Raw genomic sequence first — 18,101 nt, forward strand, 5'->3', positions numbered from 1 at the left:
CCGGTTATTTTTGACCGTTCACCGCCAATTTTGTGCATTTCAGCCTTAAAGCCCTTTAGATAATTGATTTGTTACCTCATCTTTAGCTTAGAGGTTCTGCCCGGCAATAGCAAGAAATATTTGCAAACGTTGTCTGAATCCTGAACTAATTAACTGTAAATGATGAATGTAATTATATTTAAAACATCTGTCCAGGACAGAGATGATCTGGATTGTTTAAGGCCGGCACTTAATGCCTTTCTGGGAGAAAAGAACTGGACATTCGATTTAGAAGATGTAGATAAAATCCTAAGGGTTGTAAGTCCGTTAAAATGTACGATCAAAATAGAGCAATTATTGCTGGAACAAGGATTCTTGTGCATAGAAATGCCTTATTCGCTGGATGAGTTTAGTGCTTAAAACCAGAAAGGGATCTTCCTTGCGGAAAATCCCTGTTCTAACTACCTGTGAATCTGTATAAACAGATATTATTTTAAGTTTCCGTAGTACTCTACGAATTTAGCTAATGCTGAAGAATATCCCCATTCGTTATCATACCATGAAACAACTTTTACAAAGTTGTCATTTAATGCAATACCTGCGTTTGCATCAAAGATAGAAGCGTGGTCATCACCAATAAAGTCAGAAGAAACTACTTCATCTTCAGTGTAACCTAACACACCTTTCAATTCACCTTCAGAAGCTGCTTTCATCGCATCTTTAATCTGTTGGTAAGTAGCTGGTCTTTCTAAACGTACAGTTAAATCTACTACTGATACATCAGCAACCGGAACACGGAAAGCCATACCAGTCAATTTACCTTTTAATTCAGGAATAACTTTAGTTACTGCTTTAGCAGCACCTGTAGCAGAAGGAATAATGTTAGAGAAACCACCACGTCCACCTCTCCAGTCTTTCGCAGAAGGACCATCAACAGTTTTTTGTGTAGCAGTAACTGCATGTACAGTACTCATTAAGCCTTCAGCAATACCCCAGTTGTCATTTAACACCTTAGCAATTGGTGCAAGGCAGTTCGTAGTACAAGAAGCATTAGAAACAACAGTTTGATCTGCTGTTAATTTATCATGATTTACACCCATTACGTAAGTAGGGATTGAATCATCTTTGGCCGGAGCAGAAAGAACAACTCTTTTTGCACCTGCAGTAAGGTGTTTTTCTGCATCAGCCTGAGTTAAGAATAACCCTGTAGACTCAATAACAGTTTCAACACCTACTTCATTCCATTTTAAGTTAGCTGGGTCTCTCTCAGCTGTGATACGGATAGTTTTTCCGTTAACGACTAAATGTCCGTCAACTACTTCGATAGTTCCATCAAAACGACCATGCGTAGAATCATACTTCAACATATAGGCCATGTAATCTGGCTCTACAAGATCATTTATTGCAACGATGTCCAGACCTCTTTTTAACGCAGCTCTAAAAACTAATCTGCCGATACGGCCAAAACCGTTTATTCCAATCTTTGTCATTATTATTAATTTGAATAGTAATTAAGTAAATTATATATTGGTTCTTTGGTAATCGTAGTAATTTCAAAACCATTCTTCTTTGCCACAGCGCGCAAACGGTCTTGAAAGTTCCCTGCCACTATCCCTACAAAATGTACTTCTTCACCAGGATGAAGTTTAATGGTCGGTAACAGGTAGCTATCTATATAACGCTGAAATCCGTTATCTAGTAGCTGCTGAATATATTCATGTTCCCTGTTTTCTATAAAGAAGTCCAGGAAGGAGCTCAGAAACTGCTGAGCCATAGTTTTCTTGTATACTTTATCCAGTATTTCTGACCGGTTCAGGTCATACTTTTTACTGAATTTTTTCATCAGATCGGCTGGCAGCTTCTCCTGAAGGTAATATTTCAGGATCATTTTGCCCAGGTAAGTAGCAGAACCCTCATCACTGAGAATAAAACCCAGACCGAAGTTATTAGGTTCAGGTTTTGTGCCATCAAAATAAGCGCAGTTAGCGCCGCTTCCCAGGATGCCGACAACTCCGCTTTTATTAAAGCAAGCAGCGATAGCAGCACCATATAAGTCATCCTGAACAGTGATTTTGCTATGTTTAAAGAATATCCTTAAAGAAGCCACTAATTCATTCCGGCGCTCTATAGAAGTTGCTCCGGCAGCAAAAACATGGATCTTCTTAATCTGTTCTGCATTGTTGATTAAAATAGATTTCTTATTCAACTGCTGCAACAACGACTTCTGATCTACAAAAAACGGGTTTATTCCAGGCATACTACATTCTGCAATGGTTTTTCCGTCTTTAGCTATTTTCCACAGGGCAGTTTTTGAGCCACTATATACTACCGCTATCATGTTAAATTGATAAAACTTTAGTCATTTCCAAAAGATCGCTTTCTAATTTAAAACTATGCTCTGTCAACGCTTCATCTAAGCTGGTTAACCTGATATCGTTACCTCGTAAGCCTACCATCTGTTGTGTACTGCCTTTCAGCAATTCATTTACAGCGGCATAACCTAAACGGCTTCCTAAAATCCTGTCAAAACTGCTAGGGCTTCCGCCGCGTTGCAAGTGTCCTAATATAGTGACCTTTGTGTCATAATGATTAAACTTTTCTTTAACATGTTTCGCAATGTCGTAAGCACCACCTTGTTTATGCCCTTCAGACACAATAACAATGCTGGAAGATTTTTTTGTTGCTGCTCCGACTTCTAATTGTTTAATCAGTTCATCAAGGCTCGTTGCTTTCTCAGGCAGTAATACAGCTTCAGCTCCACAGGCAATAGCACTTCTTAAAGCGATACAACCCGAATCCCGGCCCATTACTTCTACAAAAAATAAACGGTCATGCGAATCTGCAGTATCCCTGATCTTATCTATAGCTTCTATAACTGTGTTAATCGCAGTATCATAGCCCAAAGTAAAATCAGAACCGTATAAATCATTGTCGATCGTACCAGGAATGGCAATTACATTGATATGATGTCTTTGTGCAAAACGACGGGCTCCGGTGAAAGTACCATCTCCGCCAATCACAACGAGTGCATCTATTTGGTGTAGTTTAAGGTGCTCGTAAGCAAGATCCATTCCTTCGTCGGTTTTGAACTCTAAACAACGTGCTGTTTTAAGTACTGTTCCGCCTAAATGGATAATATTGCTCACTGAACGGGCATCCATAGGAATAATATTGTTAGTTATTAATCCTTGATAACCTTGCAAAACTCCAAACATATTTATACCATTGTAAATACCGGTACGTACTACTGCTCTGATGCATGCGTTCATTCCGGGAGCGTCACCCCCAGATGTCAATACAGCGATATTTTTGATATTTGGTTTCATCTGTTTATATTACGAATATACCGTGTAGATATTACACTAAGTAATTTATTTTGATTTATTTTATGTAAATCGCAAACAAGTATATTAATTTGCTTTAGTTTTTAAAAATTTAATGTTTTGAAAGAAGTCTTACCACAGCTTAATTCCACCTTCTCAATTGATTGTGTTTTGTTCGGATTTGATGAAGGAGAATTAAAAGTTCTGCTGATTGAAAGGAACGAGGAACCTTTTAAAGATTGGTGGGCCCTTCCGGGGTATCTTGTTAATGAGAACGAAAGTCTGGATCAGTCCGCAGCCCGTATCTTACACGAACTCACAGGAATAGAGAATGTTTACATGGAGCAGTTCTATACTTTTGGTGATGTTGGCCGTCACCCTCAGGGTAGGATTATATCCGTAGCTTACTATGCAATGTTGCGATTGGGAGGAGATAAAGCCCTTAAACCAATCAGTAATTATGCAAAACAAGCACACTGGATTAATGTTAAAGACTTGCCTCCGCTGGCATTTGACCATCAGAAAATCTTTGACCAGGGACTTGAAAAAATAAAAAGAAGGATCAAACATCAGCCAATTGCTTTTGAATTACTTCCGGAGAAATTTACTTTAACACAGTTACAAAATGTGTATGAAGTGATTTTAGGTAAGAAATTGGATAAAAGGAATTTTAGAAAAAAGATGTTGAGTTTTAATGTCTTAAAAGATTTGAATGAGAAGCAAAAAGGGGTTTCTTTCCGTGCAGCTACCTTATACCGTTTTGATAAAAGAAAATATGGAAAGTTATTTGGAAAAGAAATCTCCTTTTAAATCTCCCTCCGTCATATTTTAATAAAAAAAATCCCGGTTATGAGTAACCGGGATTTTTTATAATGCTTGTTTTTTTTCTATTTCAGACTTCTTGCTGGTTGCATATGGTAATCAACAAGATCATCTATAGGAGAACGGATGATTTTTCCTACACCCATTTCGTATCTGTCAGCAACAATACTTAAAATATCTCTGAAGCTATAACCTACTGAACCTACACAGTTCAAGGTATACTCTTTATAGTTCGGGTAGTGAATAACCAGGTTTTCAAAGAATGCTGTAAAAGCATATTCAACTGTAGAGAATGCATAATCCTCATAGTTATCTTTGAAATCGTATAAGAATTTACTAAATCCTGCACAAAAACGATTTGGAAGAGGTTTATTATAAATATGATCAAAGATATCTTCGTTGGTCAAAGCGAAATTATCATAAAAACTTTCTCTCAAACCTTTAGGCATATAGCCTTTCATGTAATCACCCAGGATACGTTTACCAATATAACATCCGCTACCTTCATCTCCTAAGAAATAGCCTAAAGAGTCAATGTTTAAAGAGATATCACTTCCATCATAAAGACATGAATTTGTACCTGTACCTAAGATTGCGGCAAAACCTGGCTCATCACCCAGTAATGCTCTGCAAGAAGCCAGTAAATCATGTCCAATAAAGATGATTGCATTAGGGAAAACCTGTCCCATAGCATCTGCTACAATTTTTTTATTCGCGTCAGTTGAACAACCTGCGCCATAATAATATACTTCTGTTAGCTTATCTGCCTCTAAATGATCTGGTAAAGATTTTTTTAAAGATTCAACAATATAATCTGTACGGGAAAAATACGGATTGTAACCTTCGGTATTAAAATGAATTTTTCTACCAGCTTCATTAATTAAGCACCAATTGGTTTTGGTTGAACCACCATCTGCAATAACTATCATCTTAATTTGTTTTTTTTGGGGTAAAAGTAAATATTCCTGACACTTCAAACATGTTTTTTTCCATTTTCAGTTTTTTTTTCTGATTCCTGCGTTTATCCTTGTAAGTTATTTTTCAATTTTATTATTATTCCTTCTATTTACTAGCTATTAGCCTTCCCAATTCAAATATCTTCCGCTTGGTGCTTCTTCATAAACCGCAAATATCCAGGTATTAAACCTTGGTAATTAAGATATTGTTAAATTAACACTAAGATAAAATTACACTAGTTATTTTAAATTCCAAATTTTAATATTTTATTAGGGAGGATAAATGTCATAATATTCTTTTAAAATACCCAATCATTCAATTTTAAAACACTCATAAAGAGCAATTAAAGAATTTTATGTGGTATTTAACGAACACACGAATAAAAATACTTTGATGTGAGCTGTAATTGTGATAATTTCACCTTTGAGGATTAAAAGAAGCACAAAAACTAAATTGTATGCTGTCCTGTTTTTTCTATGCAAAATAAAATAGATTTTAGAAGTGATACCGTAACTATACCCACACCAGAAATGATCGCTGCGATGATGAACGCAAAAGTTGGTGATGATGTATATGGAGAAGATGAAACCGTAGCTGCACTTGAAAGTAAACTATCCAGGCTTTTTAATATGGAAGCCGGGCTTTTCTGTCCTTCGGGAACTATGACCAACCAGATTGCAATTAAATGTTTCACTCAGCCTATGGATGAAGTGATTTGCGATCAGACGGCACATGTTTACCGGTACGAAGGCGGAGGTATTGCTTTTCATTCCGGAGCCTCTGTTCGGTTACTAAATGGTCCAAGAGGGATTTTAAACCCTGAAATGATTAGTCCGGAAATTAATGAAGACAATATTCATTATCCGAATTCAAGTTTAGTTGTGCTGGAAAATACAGTAAATAAAGGGGGAGGTGCCTGTTATACATTGGAACAGATCGCGCCTATTTCGGAGTTATGTAAAAGAAAAGGGCTGAAACTCCATTTGGATGGGGCAAGGATTTTTAACGCATTGGTTAAAACCGGTGATGCTGCAAAAGATTACGGGCAGTATTTTGATGGTATTTCTATCTGTCTTTCTAAAGGACTGGGTGCACCAGTAGGCTCTGTGCTGTTAGGCACTAAAGAAACTATCCATAAGGCAAATAAAATCCGTAAAGCATTTGGTGGTGGTATGCGCCAGGCGGGGTTTCTTGCTGCTGCGGGTATTTACGCATTGGATCACCAGGTAGACCGGCTTGCTGAAGATCATTTGCATGCACAGTTATTGGCAGATGCCCTGATAGCGGCTGATTTTGTAGCCGATGTGATGCCTGTTGAAACAAATATTGTGATTTTTAAAATAGCTGCGCATTATACAACAGCAAGCGTATTGGACAGTTTAACGAAGAATGGGATTTTATGCGGTGCTACCGGCCCTGATACTTTAAGATTTGTGACGCATTTAAATACCAATGCGGATCAGATCGCAGAGGCTGTCCAGCTGATTAAAGAACTGAAACCAGTAAAGAGATCCTAAACAGATTGCTATGAAGAAGATTTTAATTGCCAATAGGGGTGAGATTGCGCTGCGTATTATGCGTTCTGCAAAAGAAATGGGGATTTTGACTGTCGCTGTATTTTCAGAAGCTGACAGAGAAGCTTTGCATGTGCGTTATGCAGATGAAGCCATTTTTATAGGGCCTGCCCCGGCAAGTCAGTCTTATTTAGTTGGTCAGAAAATAATCGATGCTTGTTTACTGACAGGTGCAGAAGCGATACATCCAGGTTATGGATTTTTATCAGAGAATGCTGAGTTTGCCAGAATGGTGAAGGATGCAGGTCTGATTTTAATTGGCCCTACACCAGAGGCGATGGCTATTATGGGAAACAAATTATCTGCAAAAGCTGCTGCGCTGAAATATCAGATCCCTATGGTTCCTGGAACTGAAGAGGCGATTACGGATATTGAAGAAGCAAAGCGAAGGGCACAGGAAGTTGGTTTTCCTATCCTGATCAAAGCTGCTGCAGGTGGTGGTGGAAAAGGAATGCGGATTGTAGAAGAGCTTGCTGCTTTTGAAGAGCAAATGCAACTGGCTGTTAGTGAAGCGAAATCAGCATTTGGTGATGGTGCCGTGTTTATAGAAAGATATGTATCCTCACCCAGACATATAGAAATACAGGTTCTGGGGGATAATTATGGGAATATTGTTCATTTGTTTGAAAGGGAATGTTCTATTCAGAGAAGGCATCAAAAGGTGATTGAAGAAGCACCTTCCAGCGTACTTAGTCCTGAAATCAGGGCGAAAATGGGTAAATGTGCAGTTGATGTAGCCAGATCTGTGAATTATACGGGTGCAGGTACAGTAGAATTTATTCTGGATGAGAATCTTGATTTCTTTTTTCTGGAGATGAATACCCGTTTACAGGTAGAACATCCGGTTACAGAGCTCATTACAGGACTGGATCTGGTTAAAGAGCAAATTAAAATAGCGAGGGGCGAAAAGTTAAGTTATAGCCAGGAAGATTTAAAAATTAATGGTCATGCAATAGAACTCAGGGTTTATGCAGAAGATCCTCAGCATAATTTCCTCCCTGATATAGGTGTACTGAAAACTTACCGTACACCAAAAGGAAATGGTGTGAGGGTGGATGATGGGTTTGAGCAGGGGATGGAAATCCCTGTGTATTACGATCCTATGATTGCCAAGCTGATTACTTTTGGTGCAGACCGCAAAGAAGCTATTGCAAGAATGCGCAGGGCGATTTCAGAATATGACATTACAGGCATTCAAACTACTTTGAACTTTGGTAAATTTGTAATGGAGCATGAGGCGTTTACTTCAGGAAATTTTGATACCCATTTCGTAGGTAAATACTTCAATCCCGAAAACAAGGAAAGTACAGACGCAGATGAGGCCCTGATTGCGGCGATAGTTGCGTTGAAAAGCCTGAAGAAAAAGACAAGTTCTGCTGTGATAAAAACAGCAGAAGAAATATCGGGCAACTGGCTTAAAAACCGGACAAAATATTAGAATTTATGTTTACAGGAATTATTGAAACACTAGGTACAGTAAAAGAGATCAGAGAAGAAGGAACAAACCTTCATTTTACAATTGAATCCGGACTGAGTAATGAATTGAAAATTGATCAGAGTGTATCCCATAATGGCGTATGTTTAACAGTCGTAGCATTAGATGATACTACCCATATTGTTACGGCTATTCAGGAGACGCTGGAGAAAAGTAATCTGCAACACCTTAGTCAGGGCATGAAAGTGAATCTGGAGCGTTGTATGCAGATGAACGGTCGCCTGGACGGGCATATTGTACAAGGCCATGTTGACCAGACTGCAGTATGTATACGGAGAGAGGAACTTGATGGCAGCTGGGAATACCGTTTTAAATATGATAGCAGCAAAGGTAATGTAACTGTTGAAAAGGGATCTGTTTGTATTAATGGAATTAGTTTGACAGTGGTTGACTCTGCTAATGATGAATTTTCTGTATTTATTATCCCCTATACTTTTGAACATACCAATTTACAAGAGGTAAATACAGGAGATACTGTGAATCTTGAATTTGATATTATTGGTAAATATGTAGCAAGGTTGCTTCATAAATAAGTAACAACCAAATAACTGTTTTCGATTTGAACTATGGTATTCGGTTGTTTATCTTGTGGTTAAGCTGTTTTTCGGGTGGGTTTAAAATCTATGGCAAGGTAATTGGTTACTCTTAATTGTAAATAATTACAGAAGAATATAAAATTTAGTCATATGGATACTTTAAAAAAGTTTGAATTAATGGAGAAGATTGTAAGAGAATTAGAAGACTTACAACATTCGCAACAAGCAATTATTCAAAAAATCGGCAAGATTGAAGTAGATAATATTGAATTGGGAGATAAAAAATTAGATAAAGATTTACCAGATATGCATCAGCGTGTTGCTGACAACCTGGATACCATTGTGGGGATATTAGCTTATTTTGCTGATAAAACTCAAAACTTTGGTAACAAGAATAATGTTGAAGTGCTTAAAGAAAAGCAAATCATCGATGAGGCGACAAAGGGTTAGTGAACCTGATTGTTGTGTGAAAAAAAGGCTGTTTTTTTTAAACGGCCTTTTTTTATGCCTGATGTCTCGGGATTTGCAAATTGAACAAAGTTCCGGCACCTAATTCGCTTTCAATAGCAATACTTCCTTCATTCCGCTCCATAAAATCCCAGCAAACCATTAAACCAATTCCTGTACCTTTTTCATTTTGTGTGCCACGGCTGGAGAAATTCTCTCCATTAAAAATCTTCTGAATGTTCTCCATTGCAATACCCACACCGTTATCCTGAATTTGTATGCCTACAGATTCTGAATTAATATAAGAGGCCGTAATGTTAATCTGACAATTTTCGTTACAGAATTTGATGGCATTAATAATCAAGTTCCGAATCACAATTTGCATCATTAGTAAATCGGCATAAGCAACCAGGTCATCTGCTAATTGCAGAATAATCTCTATTTTTTTTACTGAAGCAGCTTTAAGATGATAACTGACTTCTGAATTAATCAGCTTTTTCAGATCAAAAAGTTCTTTGTTAATTCCATATCCCTTTAGCTGGCTTCTTGACCAGTGCAGGATATTCTCCAATAAATCTGTTGTATAAGAAATGTCTTTAGTCAGTGTAGGAGAAAGTTCTTTAAATTCTTCAGCGCTGATCGTATCATCAGAGGTCATTTTTAAGACCTCAGCCAGATTAAGTAATGGCCCTCTGAGGTCATGTGCCATAATCGAAAAGATCCTGTCCTTTAATTGATTTAGTTTTTGAAGTTCTTCTGCCTGACGTTGGGATTTTAAAGCTTCCTGCCTGGCATTTGTTAAATCCTGGAGTTTAATGATTGTTGCGTTTCTGTTCAGCTTGTTTTCATTCAAAAAACAGACATCCGCTTCCAGATCAAATACGCCGTTTGCTGTATGCACCAGTAATTCTACTTTCCCGGATTCTTGTTGATTGAGCAGATCCAGAAGTTCTGGTTGGTATTGCAGCAATTCATTGATGTCTTTACCAATAATTTTATCAGCATGGTAGACACTGATATATTTTTTAAATGCAGAGTTATAATCGATAACCCGGTTCCGGTGATCCAGCACCATAAATCCATCACCCATAAGCTCCAGAACTTTTTCTCTGGCAACAGGCAGTACATTTAATAATTTGAATCTATAGATGGCTATGAAGATCAAAAAGGTAGAGACCTGAAAAGCGAAAGGAGTGATATCCAGGTTTGGAATAGGCCTTAAACCAATTAAATAACATAAATTCGCTATCCAGGGAAGCATTGCTGCGGTTAAGATAACTCTGTTTTGTTTTTTATAAACCCGGTCTGAACGCCTGAATTTTTTAATCAGAAAATAGTTTCCTACAATCAGCAAAGCATAAAAGTAACAGACGAAAAAGTAATAAGCAATTCCATAAACGATTTTAAGCATCGGGAAGCTTCCACTATAGTCAACACTGACCTTTTTATAATGCAGATGATGCAGGTCATTAGTCCATACTAAAAGCAGGTACAGTATAGGAACAGCGGTGATCAGCAATTGGTTTCCTGTTGTCTTTAGCCATTTTTCTTTTCCGGCCAGGTCAAGGCAAAATATAAACCAGTAAAATGGAACGGCCACAATACCCACATATTCGACGTTAACAAGCATCTTCATGTGTTCTATTGTTCTGCTGGACAGCTCAAATCCATAAGCCAGGGACCAGATTGAATTAGACAACATCAGATAGCCTACCCAACGTACTGTACCTTTTTCATTGCTTAATATGTATCCGGAAAGGAGAAGTGTAATAATGCCAGAAATAATCAGGCTTAATGCATAGAGGTTAAAATCTAAATCCATTAGAAAACTGATTGCAGCATAAGGTTAGGGAGCATAAACAAATCTATGAAATAAGGTGCGATTAATTTAAATTGATGTAATTTAGTTTGCAAAAAAAATATTCCTAATTTTACTCCGTATAAAAGCCTATTGTGCTTGATTACCTTTAAAATAACAAACAAATAAAAACTTATGAAAAAAATTGTTCTATTCTCATTGTTTATCTGCTTTAGCGCAGTAGCTTTTGGCCAGATACTGCCATCTTTTCAATTTGGTGTTAAAGGAGGAGCGAATCTTTCTAAATTAAGCAGCCACAATACATTTAGCAGTGATAATTCTGCAGGTTACTATGCGGGTGTGTGGGCCAGAATCGGAGCAGCAGGGATACATTTTCAACCAGAACTTTATTTGTCAGGTAAAAACACGACAATGGTGAGTAATGACCCTGCATTTGCTGGTCAGGAAAACAAAGTTAAATTTACAAGTCTTGACGTACCTTTATTGATTGGTACTAAAATCGGTGCTGCTGGTATCGGACTGCGTTTAAATACAGGACCTGTAGTGTCATTTATTTTGGATGATAAACAATCTTTCGGTGCTGCTACAACAAATATCTTTAGTGGTGACTTTAAAAAACAAGCTGTTGCATGGCAGTTTGGAGCTGGTTTAGACCTTGGTAAATTAGGTGTTGACCTTAGATATGAAGCTGGTATTACCAAATTAGGAAAACAAAACTATGATGGTCAGAGATTAAACTTATTTACTTTAGGATTGGCGCTTAAACTTTTTTAAAAACTAAATTCCGATAGTAAAACGATTAGCAAAGCTTTAAAGTCAAGTTGTGCAAAAAAGGAGTAAACAGATCATGTTTACTCCTTTTTTTGGCGTTAAATTTGCTGGAATAATCATCCCTAACCTTAAATCCTTACGCTATGAGTATCAAAGACTTATTATTGAATGGAACCAGCTTTTTACTGCTGATGAAAGCGTATGCTATCGATATTGCCGATATTAAAATAAAGGACGAAGAGGTGATTGCTGTACAGTTTTTACAACACCCCGAGATTTCTAAAGAAAGCATATGTATCGAAGGCAAAAATAAAGATGGTATTATTAATTTTTTTGGTACCCTGCACTATAATCTTCTGAACAAGCTAGCTGTATTTGAAATGCAGGGATTTGAGCGGACTGCTGTGCAGGAATTGACTTAAGATGGTTTTAAAACTTCCTTTATTTCATAATTAAACGCTCCTTTAATGGGGAGTATTGGAGTTTCTTTGGCGTCACTCAGTACTTTTACAAAACAAGCTCCGAAGTAGAAGATAAAAGAAGAATAGAATACAAAAAGCATAATCAGCACAATTGAACCTGATGCACCATATATATTGCCGATGTTACTCATTGGCAGTGCAATACGGAGAATATATTTCCCAAGTGTGAAAAGGATACCAGTCAGAATACCGCCTCTGATAGAAGATTTCCATGTTGGTCTTCCGCTAGTTAGAAAACGGAATAAAACGCTGAACCAGATCGTTACAATCGTAACAAAAAGCAATTGATTTAAGAGCATCAGGAATACCCTTCCGAAAGTAGGAGAGGCTGTATTAATATAGACGCCAATAAAAGCCTGGACACTGTCTGTGAGCAGGCCTATAGAAAATAATACACCTGCAAGCAGAATAATAACCATAGATCTTGCTCTTATTTTAAGCTTAAACAGAAAACTTGTATGCTCTTTCATCCCGATGGACCAGATCTGATCCATAGAATTTTTAATAACTGCAAAAAGTGTGGTTGCAACAAAAAGGAAGAATACAAAACTCAGCAGTGTGGCGTACCATTCATGATCCATTCCTCTGATATTTCTTAATGTCTGCCTGATTTGCTGGGTACTGCTGTCATCCAGTATAGTTCCAAGACGTTCAAAAATCCGGTTTACCATAGTCTTGCGATCAATGAAAAAACCAAATAGTCTGATCAGGATTAATAAAATCGGAGGCAAAGCAAAATTGGCAAAAAAGGCGGTTGCTCCAGCTAATCGCAGCGGATCATTCTTTTGAAAAAGTTTAAATGCTTTCCGGAAATGCACTGTAAAAATTTGAATTCTCTGGATAGTAATATTAAACATGCCTCTCTGGTTGCCGGTGAAGCCCGAAAGTACTTAAATTTTCCGAATGGAAGGGTAGAAAAAAATAACTTTACCAGGGAAATCCCGCGGGAGACTTAAAGGCCATCCCACGGGTTATACCTGGTTTTTGTAAACAATTTAGCTAAACACACCACATAATTAACTAAACAACACACCCTATAGTTTTAAGTCTATAGCGTCAATAAGCTTACAGGTTATACATAACCTCATAAAGCTTAATAAGTTTGGAAATTAAACCAATAAAATTTATTACGGTTTAACGTATTGACTGATCAAACGTGCAGAAGGGGTAATATCCCTACGCAAATTTTCATCTTTTTATGAAAAACAAGTGTTAAGATGATGGCTTAACGTTCGCTACCCCCTCAGACAGCGAAACGCAGCCAATCAATAACACCTGTTTTTTATATTATAGGGGAATGAATTAAAGATTACCTCTTAATTCTTGTTCACGTTCTAAGGATTCAAATAAAGCCTTAAAATTCCCTGCACCAAAAGATTGCGCACCTTTTCTCTGAATAATCTCAAAGAATAAAGTTGGACGGTCCTGAACAGGTTTAGTGAAAATCTGAAGTAAATAACCTTCTTCATCATGATCAACCAAAATTCCCAGTTCCTGTAAAGGCGCGATGTCTTCATCAATTTTACCAACACGTTCCAGTAAAGTATCATAATAAGCTTTTGGCGGCGGACTCAAAAACTCTACTCCACGTGCTTTCATTTCTCTTACGGTTTGAATAACATCATGTGTAGCTACAGCAATATGCTGAACACCTTCACCATTGTAAAATTCCAGATACTCTTCAATTTGTGATTTCTTTTTACCTTCAGCAGGTTCATTGATCGGAAACTTCACATAGCCATTCTTGTTGCTCATCACTTTACTCATTAAAGCAGAGTATTCTGTGTTGATTTGTTTATCATCAAATGAAAGGATATTTCTAAAGCCCATTACATCTTCATACCATTTCACGGCTTCATTCATTCTGTTCCAGCCTACATTTCCAACACAGTGGTCAATATATAAAAGACCTGTATTCCCTGGCTTATAACCACCTTCTACAGCAACATAACCAGGCATGAATGCACCTGTATAGTTTTTGCGTTCTACAAATAAATGGACAGTTTCGCCATAAGTATAGATACCAGCAGTACGAACTTCACCGAATTCATCCGTTAAAGTTTGTGGTTCCTGGTAAGAAACAGCACCACGTTTGATCGTCTCCTCATACGATTTGTAGGCGTCATCTACCCATAGTGCAAGGATCTTAACCCCATCACCATGTGTTTTAATATGTTCTGCAATTACACCTTCAGAACCCATAGGGGTAGTCAATACTAACCTTATTTTTCCTTGCTGTAATACATAGGAAGCCCTATCTCTCAGGCCAGTTTCCGGACCTGCATACGCCACAGTCTCGAATCCAAAGGCTGTTTTATAAAAGTGTGCAGATTGTTTTGCATTACCTACATAAAGCTCTAAATGGTCTGTACCATTAAGCGGCAGGAAATCAAGCACTTCTGTGTCTTTTTCTACAACTAGTGTTTGCATGTTTTTGTCTTTTATTTAATTAAAAAAAATATTTAGATATAATAAGTAGTTTTTGATTATTCTACATTGATTTGCCAGCTCTTGTGGTAATTCTCATCCTCAATCGCCAATGCATCCTCAGTGAGCATTAATGGACGGAAAGGATCAATCATAACTGCAAGTTCTTCTGTACTCTCTTTACCAATTGATTTCTCCACTGTACCAGGGTGTGGTCCATGAGGAATACCTCCCGGATGGAGTGTAATCTGACCTTTAACGACACTTTTTCTGCTCATAAAGTCACCATCTACGTAATAAAGCACCTCATCACTGTCCACATTACTATGATTATAAGGCGCAGGAATAGATAAAGGGTGGTAATCAAATTTACGCGGTACAAAAGAACAGATTACGAAATTATGGCCTTCAAATGTTTGGTGCACAGGTGGCGGCTGATGAAGACGTCCGGTAATCGGCTCGAAATCATGAATAGAGAAAGCCCATGGATAATGGAATCCATCCCAGCCTACAAAATCAAAAGGATGCGTACCGTAAGTATAAGGGTACATTAAGCCTTGTTTTTTGATCAATACTTTAAAATCACCGAATTCATCGATCGTTTCCAGATCTGCTGGTCTTCTGATATCACGCTCGCAATACGGAGAATGTTCCATCAGCTGGCCATATTCATTTCTGTAACGTTTTGGAGACCTAACCGGACTGAAGCTTTCTACGATGAATAAGCGGTTCTTTTCATCATCAAATTCCATCTGGTAGATCGTACCACGGGGTACAACCAGGTAATCACCATAGGCAAAACGAATCTTTCCAAAGCCTGTTTTTAGTGTTCCTGTTCCCTGGTGAATAAAGATAATCTCATCAGCCTGACTGTTTTTATAAAAATAATCAGTCATGGATTTTCTTGGTGCAGCGAGAGAAATGTGTAAGTCGCTGTTAACCAGTACAGGTTTTCTGCTTTTCAGATAGTCGTCTTCAGGAGCAACGTTAAAACCGATTAGGGAGGTGTGTTTTAAATGTTTCTCCCTGGCAATTTTAGGTTCTACAGAATAAGGTTCTCCGAGCGATTTAACGATCGTTGGCGGATGACAGTGATAGACAAGCGAATACAGGCTCGAAAATCCTTCAGTGGATACCAGTTCCTCTGCATAAAGTTCACCATCTGGTTTTCTAAAAACCGTGTGTCTTTTAGGGGGAATGGTTCCTAAGGTATGATAAATAGGCATATCTATAGGTTATAATTGGTTGAAATGTAGGATGAATAAAAAACGTGAGAACGTTTAATATACGTTAGCTTTAGAAAAAAGCTTAAATGGAGTATTGTGCAAAAATGAGCTTAGAGAGCATAGCATACCTGAACCCGGCCAGTACTTGGCTGGCAATACGATCCTGATATTTTAATTTGCGCTTTGTCATTGTTGCGAAGGCTAAATTAAGAATTATATTGTTAGCTATCAAATTTATGCGATATAATCTATTGTCATTTATTTCACAGGCTTTTGTTCATTTTGGCCTAAATTTTCTAGCTTTGAAACGCTGTACTATACATTGTGCTACCAAACATAAAACTATATGAAATTAGTATCCTACAAAACAGAAGACAGAGAACACCTTGGTGTTTTCATCAGCGGACATATCTATAATTTGAATTCATGCGATAAGCAGATCCCAAATGATATGAACGAGTTTTTAAAAGATTCAGAAGTACTGATGGAACGGGCATTAGCGATTGATGCCAAAATTAAATCGGGCGAAATCGAACCTAAAGAAGAAGCTTTTTATGAAGTTGTAGCGCCAGTTCCACATCCAAGCTCTTGCAGAGATGGTTATGCTTTTCGTCAGCACGTTGCTGCCGCACGCAGAAACCGTAAGGTGGATATGATTCCAGAATTTGATCAATACCCTATATTCTATTTTACCAACCATAATGCAATTCAGGGACCAGGAGAAATTGAATGCATGCCTGATCACTTTCATAAGCTTGATTTTGAACTGGAAGTAGCAGTTGTTATCGGTAAAAAAGGAAGAAATATCAAAGCTGCTGAAGCTGATGCTTATATCGCAGGGTATATGATTATGAATGACATGAGTGCCAGAACTTTGCAGATGGAAGAAATGTTATTGAATCTGGGCCCGGCAAAAGGGAAAGACTTTTCTACTGTGATTGGACCTTGGTTAGTGACTCCAGATGAATTGGAAGAATATAAAACTGCCCCTAAAGCAGGCCATGCTGGAAACAGCTATAACCTGGAAATGACATGTACAGTGAACGGAAAACAAGTTTCAGCAGGTAATACAGCTGATATGGATTGGACATTTGCTGAAATTATTGAGCGTTGTGCTTATGGTGTGGATATTTTGCCAGGTGATGTAATCGGTTCAGGTACAGTAGGCACAGGTTGCTTCCTGGAATTGAATGGTACTGGTTTGTTAAATGATCCAAACTATAAACCACAGTGGTTACAGGATGGTGATGTGGTAGAGATGGAAATTACTGGTCTTGGCCGTTTGAGCAATACCATCCGCAAAGTGGATACTGATTTTTCTATTCTAGCTCTTAAAAAATAATGCTGACAGTTAAAACTTCAGATTTGAGTCCGGCGCAACTGCAAAACTACTTGCAATATGCAGTTGCGCCAAGACCTATATGCTTTGCTACTACGATTGATAAGGCTGGGAATATCAACTTAAGCCCTTTCAGTTTCTTCAATATGTTCAGCACCAATCCGCCGCTGTGTGTGTTCTCACCAGCGAGAAGGGTACGCGACAATACTACTAAACATACGCTTGAAAATATCCTGGAAGTCAAAGAATGCGTGATTAATATTGTGAATTACCCAATGGTTCAGCAAACGAGTCTGGCGAGTACCGAATATGCAAAAGGAATCAATGAGTTTGAAAAAGCTGGTTTCACCATGCTCCCTTCACAACTGGTAAAGCCCCCACGTGTTGCTGAAGCTCCTGTACAGATGGAATGTATCGTAACTGAGGTGATTCATCTTGGAGATAACCCTGGAGCTGGGAACCTGATCCTGGCTGAAATAAAACTGATTCACATCAAAGAAGAGATTCTGGATGAAGATGGTAAAATTGATCAGGCGAAAATAGATCTGGTAGCCCGTTTAGGGGGGGACTGGTATTGCCGGGTAACGGCAGATAACCTGTTTAAAGTCGCAAAACCATTAACTACATTAGGTATTGGTATTGATGCTTTGCCTCATGGCGTAAGAAATTCTTATGTATTAAGTGGTAATGATCTTGGGATGCTGGGGAATATAGAGAAGGTCCCTTCAGAAGAAGAGATTGACCTGATTAGAAATCATCCTGCTGTTAAAGAGATCTTGGATGCTACTATAGGCGATGGTGTAAACCGTCAGCGTGAATTACATGAACTTGCTAAAGAAATGTTAAGCAGGGGCGAAGTGCCTGATGCTTTGAAAGTAGTTTTGCTGGAAAGCTAAGAAGTATA

18 protein-coding genes are annotated in these 18,101 nt (G+C 38.0%); 10 read left to right on the forward strand and 8 right to left on the reverse strand.

What is annotated here, in order from left to right; translation table 11 throughout:
• The first annotated feature begins 159 nt into the window (after window positions 1-159).
• The gene (locus AY601_RS00275; protein WP_068395054.1) at window positions 160-399 is read left to right on the forward strand and encodes a hypothetical protein; all 240 of its coding nucleotides are present in this window, start codon (window positions 160-162) and stop codon (window positions 397-399) included.
• A 68-nt stretch (window positions 400-467) separates the two neighbouring features.
• On the opposite strand, the gene gap is transcribed toward AY601_RS00275, so the two are convergent.
• The 3 genes from gap to pfkA are packed head-to-tail and all read right to left on the reverse strand — an operon-like array spanning window position 468 to window position 3,305.
• Window positions 468-1,469 carry a type I glyceraldehyde-3-phosphate dehydrogenase gene (gap, locus tag AY601_RS00280; RefSeq protein ID WP_068395060.1) on the reverse strand — a complete coding sequence of 334 codons (1,002 nt, stop codon included), beginning with the start codon at window positions 1,467-1,469 and terminating at the stop codon, window positions 468-470.
• A 5-nt stretch (window positions 1,470-1,474) separates the two neighbouring features.
• On the reverse strand, window positions 1,475-2,317 hold the full coding sequence (locus tag AY601_RS00285; protein ID WP_068395062.1) for a hypothetical protein: 843 nt from the start codon (window positions 2,315-2,317) through the stop codon (window positions 1,475-1,477).
• A gap of 1 nt (window position 2,318) precedes the next feature.
• Window positions 2,319-3,305 (reverse strand): 6-phosphofructokinase, encoded by a 987-nt coding sequence (gene pfkA, locus AY601_RS00290; RefSeq protein WP_068395064.1) that lies wholly within the window; start codon window positions 3,303-3,305, stop codon window positions 2,319-2,321.
• 117 nt (window positions 3,306-3,422) lie between these two features.
• Here pfkA and AY601_RS00295 point away from each other — a divergent pair, with 117 nt between their 5' ends.
• On the forward strand, window positions 3,423-4,112 hold the full coding sequence (locus AY601_RS00295) for an NUDIX hydrolase (RefSeq protein ID WP_068395066.1): 690 nt from the start codon (window positions 3,423-3,425) through the stop codon (window positions 4,110-4,112).
• 77 nt (window positions 4,113-4,189) lie between these two features.
• On the opposite strand, the gene AY601_RS00300 is transcribed toward AY601_RS00295, so the two are convergent.
• On the reverse strand, window positions 4,190-5,053 hold the full coding sequence (locus AY601_RS00300) for an N-acetylglucosamine kinase (protein ID WP_068395067.1): 864 nt from the start codon (window positions 5,051-5,053) through the stop codon (window positions 4,190-4,192).
• 504 nt (window positions 5,054-5,557) lie between these two features.
• On the opposite strand from AY601_RS00300, the gene AY601_RS00305 reads away from it, so the two are divergent.
• The 4 genes from AY601_RS00305 to AY601_RS00320 all read left to right on the forward strand — a co-directional run bounded on the left by AY601_RS00305 (window position 5,558) and on the right by AY601_RS00320 (window position 9,136).
• The gene (locus AY601_RS00305; RefSeq protein WP_068395069.1) at window positions 5,558-6,598 is read left to right on the forward strand and encodes a threonine aldolase family protein; all 1,041 of its coding nucleotides are present in this window, start codon (window positions 5,558-5,560) and stop codon (window positions 6,596-6,598) included.
• A 10-nt stretch (window positions 6,599-6,608) separates the two neighbouring features.
• Window positions 6,609-8,093 carry an acetyl-CoA carboxylase biotin carboxylase subunit gene (gene accC / locus AY601_RS00310; RefSeq protein ID WP_068395071.1) on the forward strand — a complete coding sequence of 495 codons (1,485 nt, stop codon included), beginning with the start codon at window positions 6,609-6,611 and terminating at the stop codon, window positions 8,091-8,093.
• Between the two features lie 5 nt (window positions 8,094-8,098).
• The gene (locus tag AY601_RS00315) at window positions 8,099-8,683 is read left to right on the forward strand and encodes a riboflavin synthase (RefSeq protein ID WP_068395073.1); all 585 of its coding nucleotides are present in this window, start codon (window positions 8,099-8,101) and stop codon (window positions 8,681-8,683) included.
• Between the two features lie 153 nt (window positions 8,684-8,836).
• A complete protein-coding gene (locus AY601_RS00320) occupies window positions 8,837-9,136 on the forward strand; it encodes a hypothetical protein (RefSeq protein ID WP_068395075.1) in 300 nt (99 codons plus the stop codon).
• 52 nt (window positions 9,137-9,188) lie between these two features.
• Here the strand turns inward: AY601_RS00320 and AY601_RS00325 are convergent, their stop codons facing one another.
• Window positions 9,189-10,955 carry a histidine kinase N-terminal 7TM domain-containing protein gene (locus AY601_RS00325; RefSeq protein WP_068395077.1) on the reverse strand — a complete coding sequence of 589 codons (1,767 nt, stop codon included), beginning with the start codon at window positions 10,953-10,955 and terminating at the stop codon, window positions 9,189-9,191.
• A 171-nt stretch (window positions 10,956-11,126) separates the two neighbouring features.
• On the opposite strand from AY601_RS00325, the gene AY601_RS00330 reads away from it, so the two are divergent.
• Window positions 11,127-11,726 (forward strand): porin family protein, encoded by a 600-nt coding sequence (locus AY601_RS00330; RefSeq protein ID WP_068395079.1) that lies wholly within the window; start codon window positions 11,127-11,129, stop codon window positions 11,724-11,726.
• 140 nt (window positions 11,727-11,866) lie between these two features.
• Window positions 11,867-12,145, forward strand: coding sequence for a hypothetical protein (locus AY601_RS00335; protein WP_068395081.1), 279 nt, complete (start codon window positions 11,867-11,869; stop codon window positions 12,143-12,145).
• Here the strand turns inward: AY601_RS00335 and AY601_RS00340 are convergent.
• From AY601_RS00340 to AY601_RS00350, 3 genes are all read right to left on the reverse strand, one after another.
• On the reverse strand, window positions 12,142-13,062 hold the full coding sequence (locus AY601_RS00340; RefSeq protein ID WP_068395083.1) for a YihY/virulence factor BrkB family protein: 921 nt from the start codon (window positions 13,060-13,062) through the stop codon (window positions 12,142-12,144). The genes AY601_RS00335 and AY601_RS00340 overlap by 4 nt on opposite strands.
• A gap of 445 nt (window positions 13,063-13,507) precedes the next feature.
• Window positions 13,508-14,635 carry a 4-hydroxyphenylpyruvate dioxygenase gene (gene hppD / locus AY601_RS00345; protein WP_068395085.1) on the reverse strand — a complete coding sequence of 376 codons (1,128 nt, stop codon included), beginning with the start codon at window positions 14,633-14,635 and terminating at the stop codon, window positions 13,508-13,510.
• Window positions 14,636-14,691: 56 nt separating this feature from the next.
• Window positions 14,692-15,858: a homogentisate 1,2-dioxygenase gene (locus tag AY601_RS00350; protein ID WP_068395087.1), complete on the reverse strand. Its 1,167-nt coding sequence runs from the start codon at window positions 15,856-15,858 to the stop codon at window positions 14,692-14,694.
• 346 nt (window positions 15,859-16,204) lie between these two features.
• Here AY601_RS00350 and AY601_RS00355 point away from each other — a divergent pair, with 346 nt between their 5' ends.
• The gene (locus tag AY601_RS00355) at window positions 16,205-17,200 is read left to right on the forward strand and encodes a fumarylacetoacetate hydrolase family protein (protein ID WP_068395089.1); all 996 of its coding nucleotides are present in this window, start codon (window positions 16,205-16,207) and stop codon (window positions 17,198-17,200) included.
• On the forward strand, window positions 17,200-18,093 hold the full coding sequence (locus AY601_RS00360) for a flavin reductase family protein (RefSeq protein ID WP_068395090.1): 894 nt from the start codon (window positions 17,200-17,202) through the stop codon (window positions 18,091-18,093). The genes AY601_RS00355 and AY601_RS00360 overlap by 1 nt, the downstream gene beginning before the upstream one ends.
• Window positions 18,094-18,101 lie beyond the last annotated feature (8 nt).

The organism is Pedobacter cryoconitis, from assembly GCF_001590605.1.
Lineage (GTDB): Bacteria > Bacteroidota > Bacteroidia > Sphingobacteriales > Sphingobacteriaceae > Pedobacter > Pedobacter cryoconitis_A.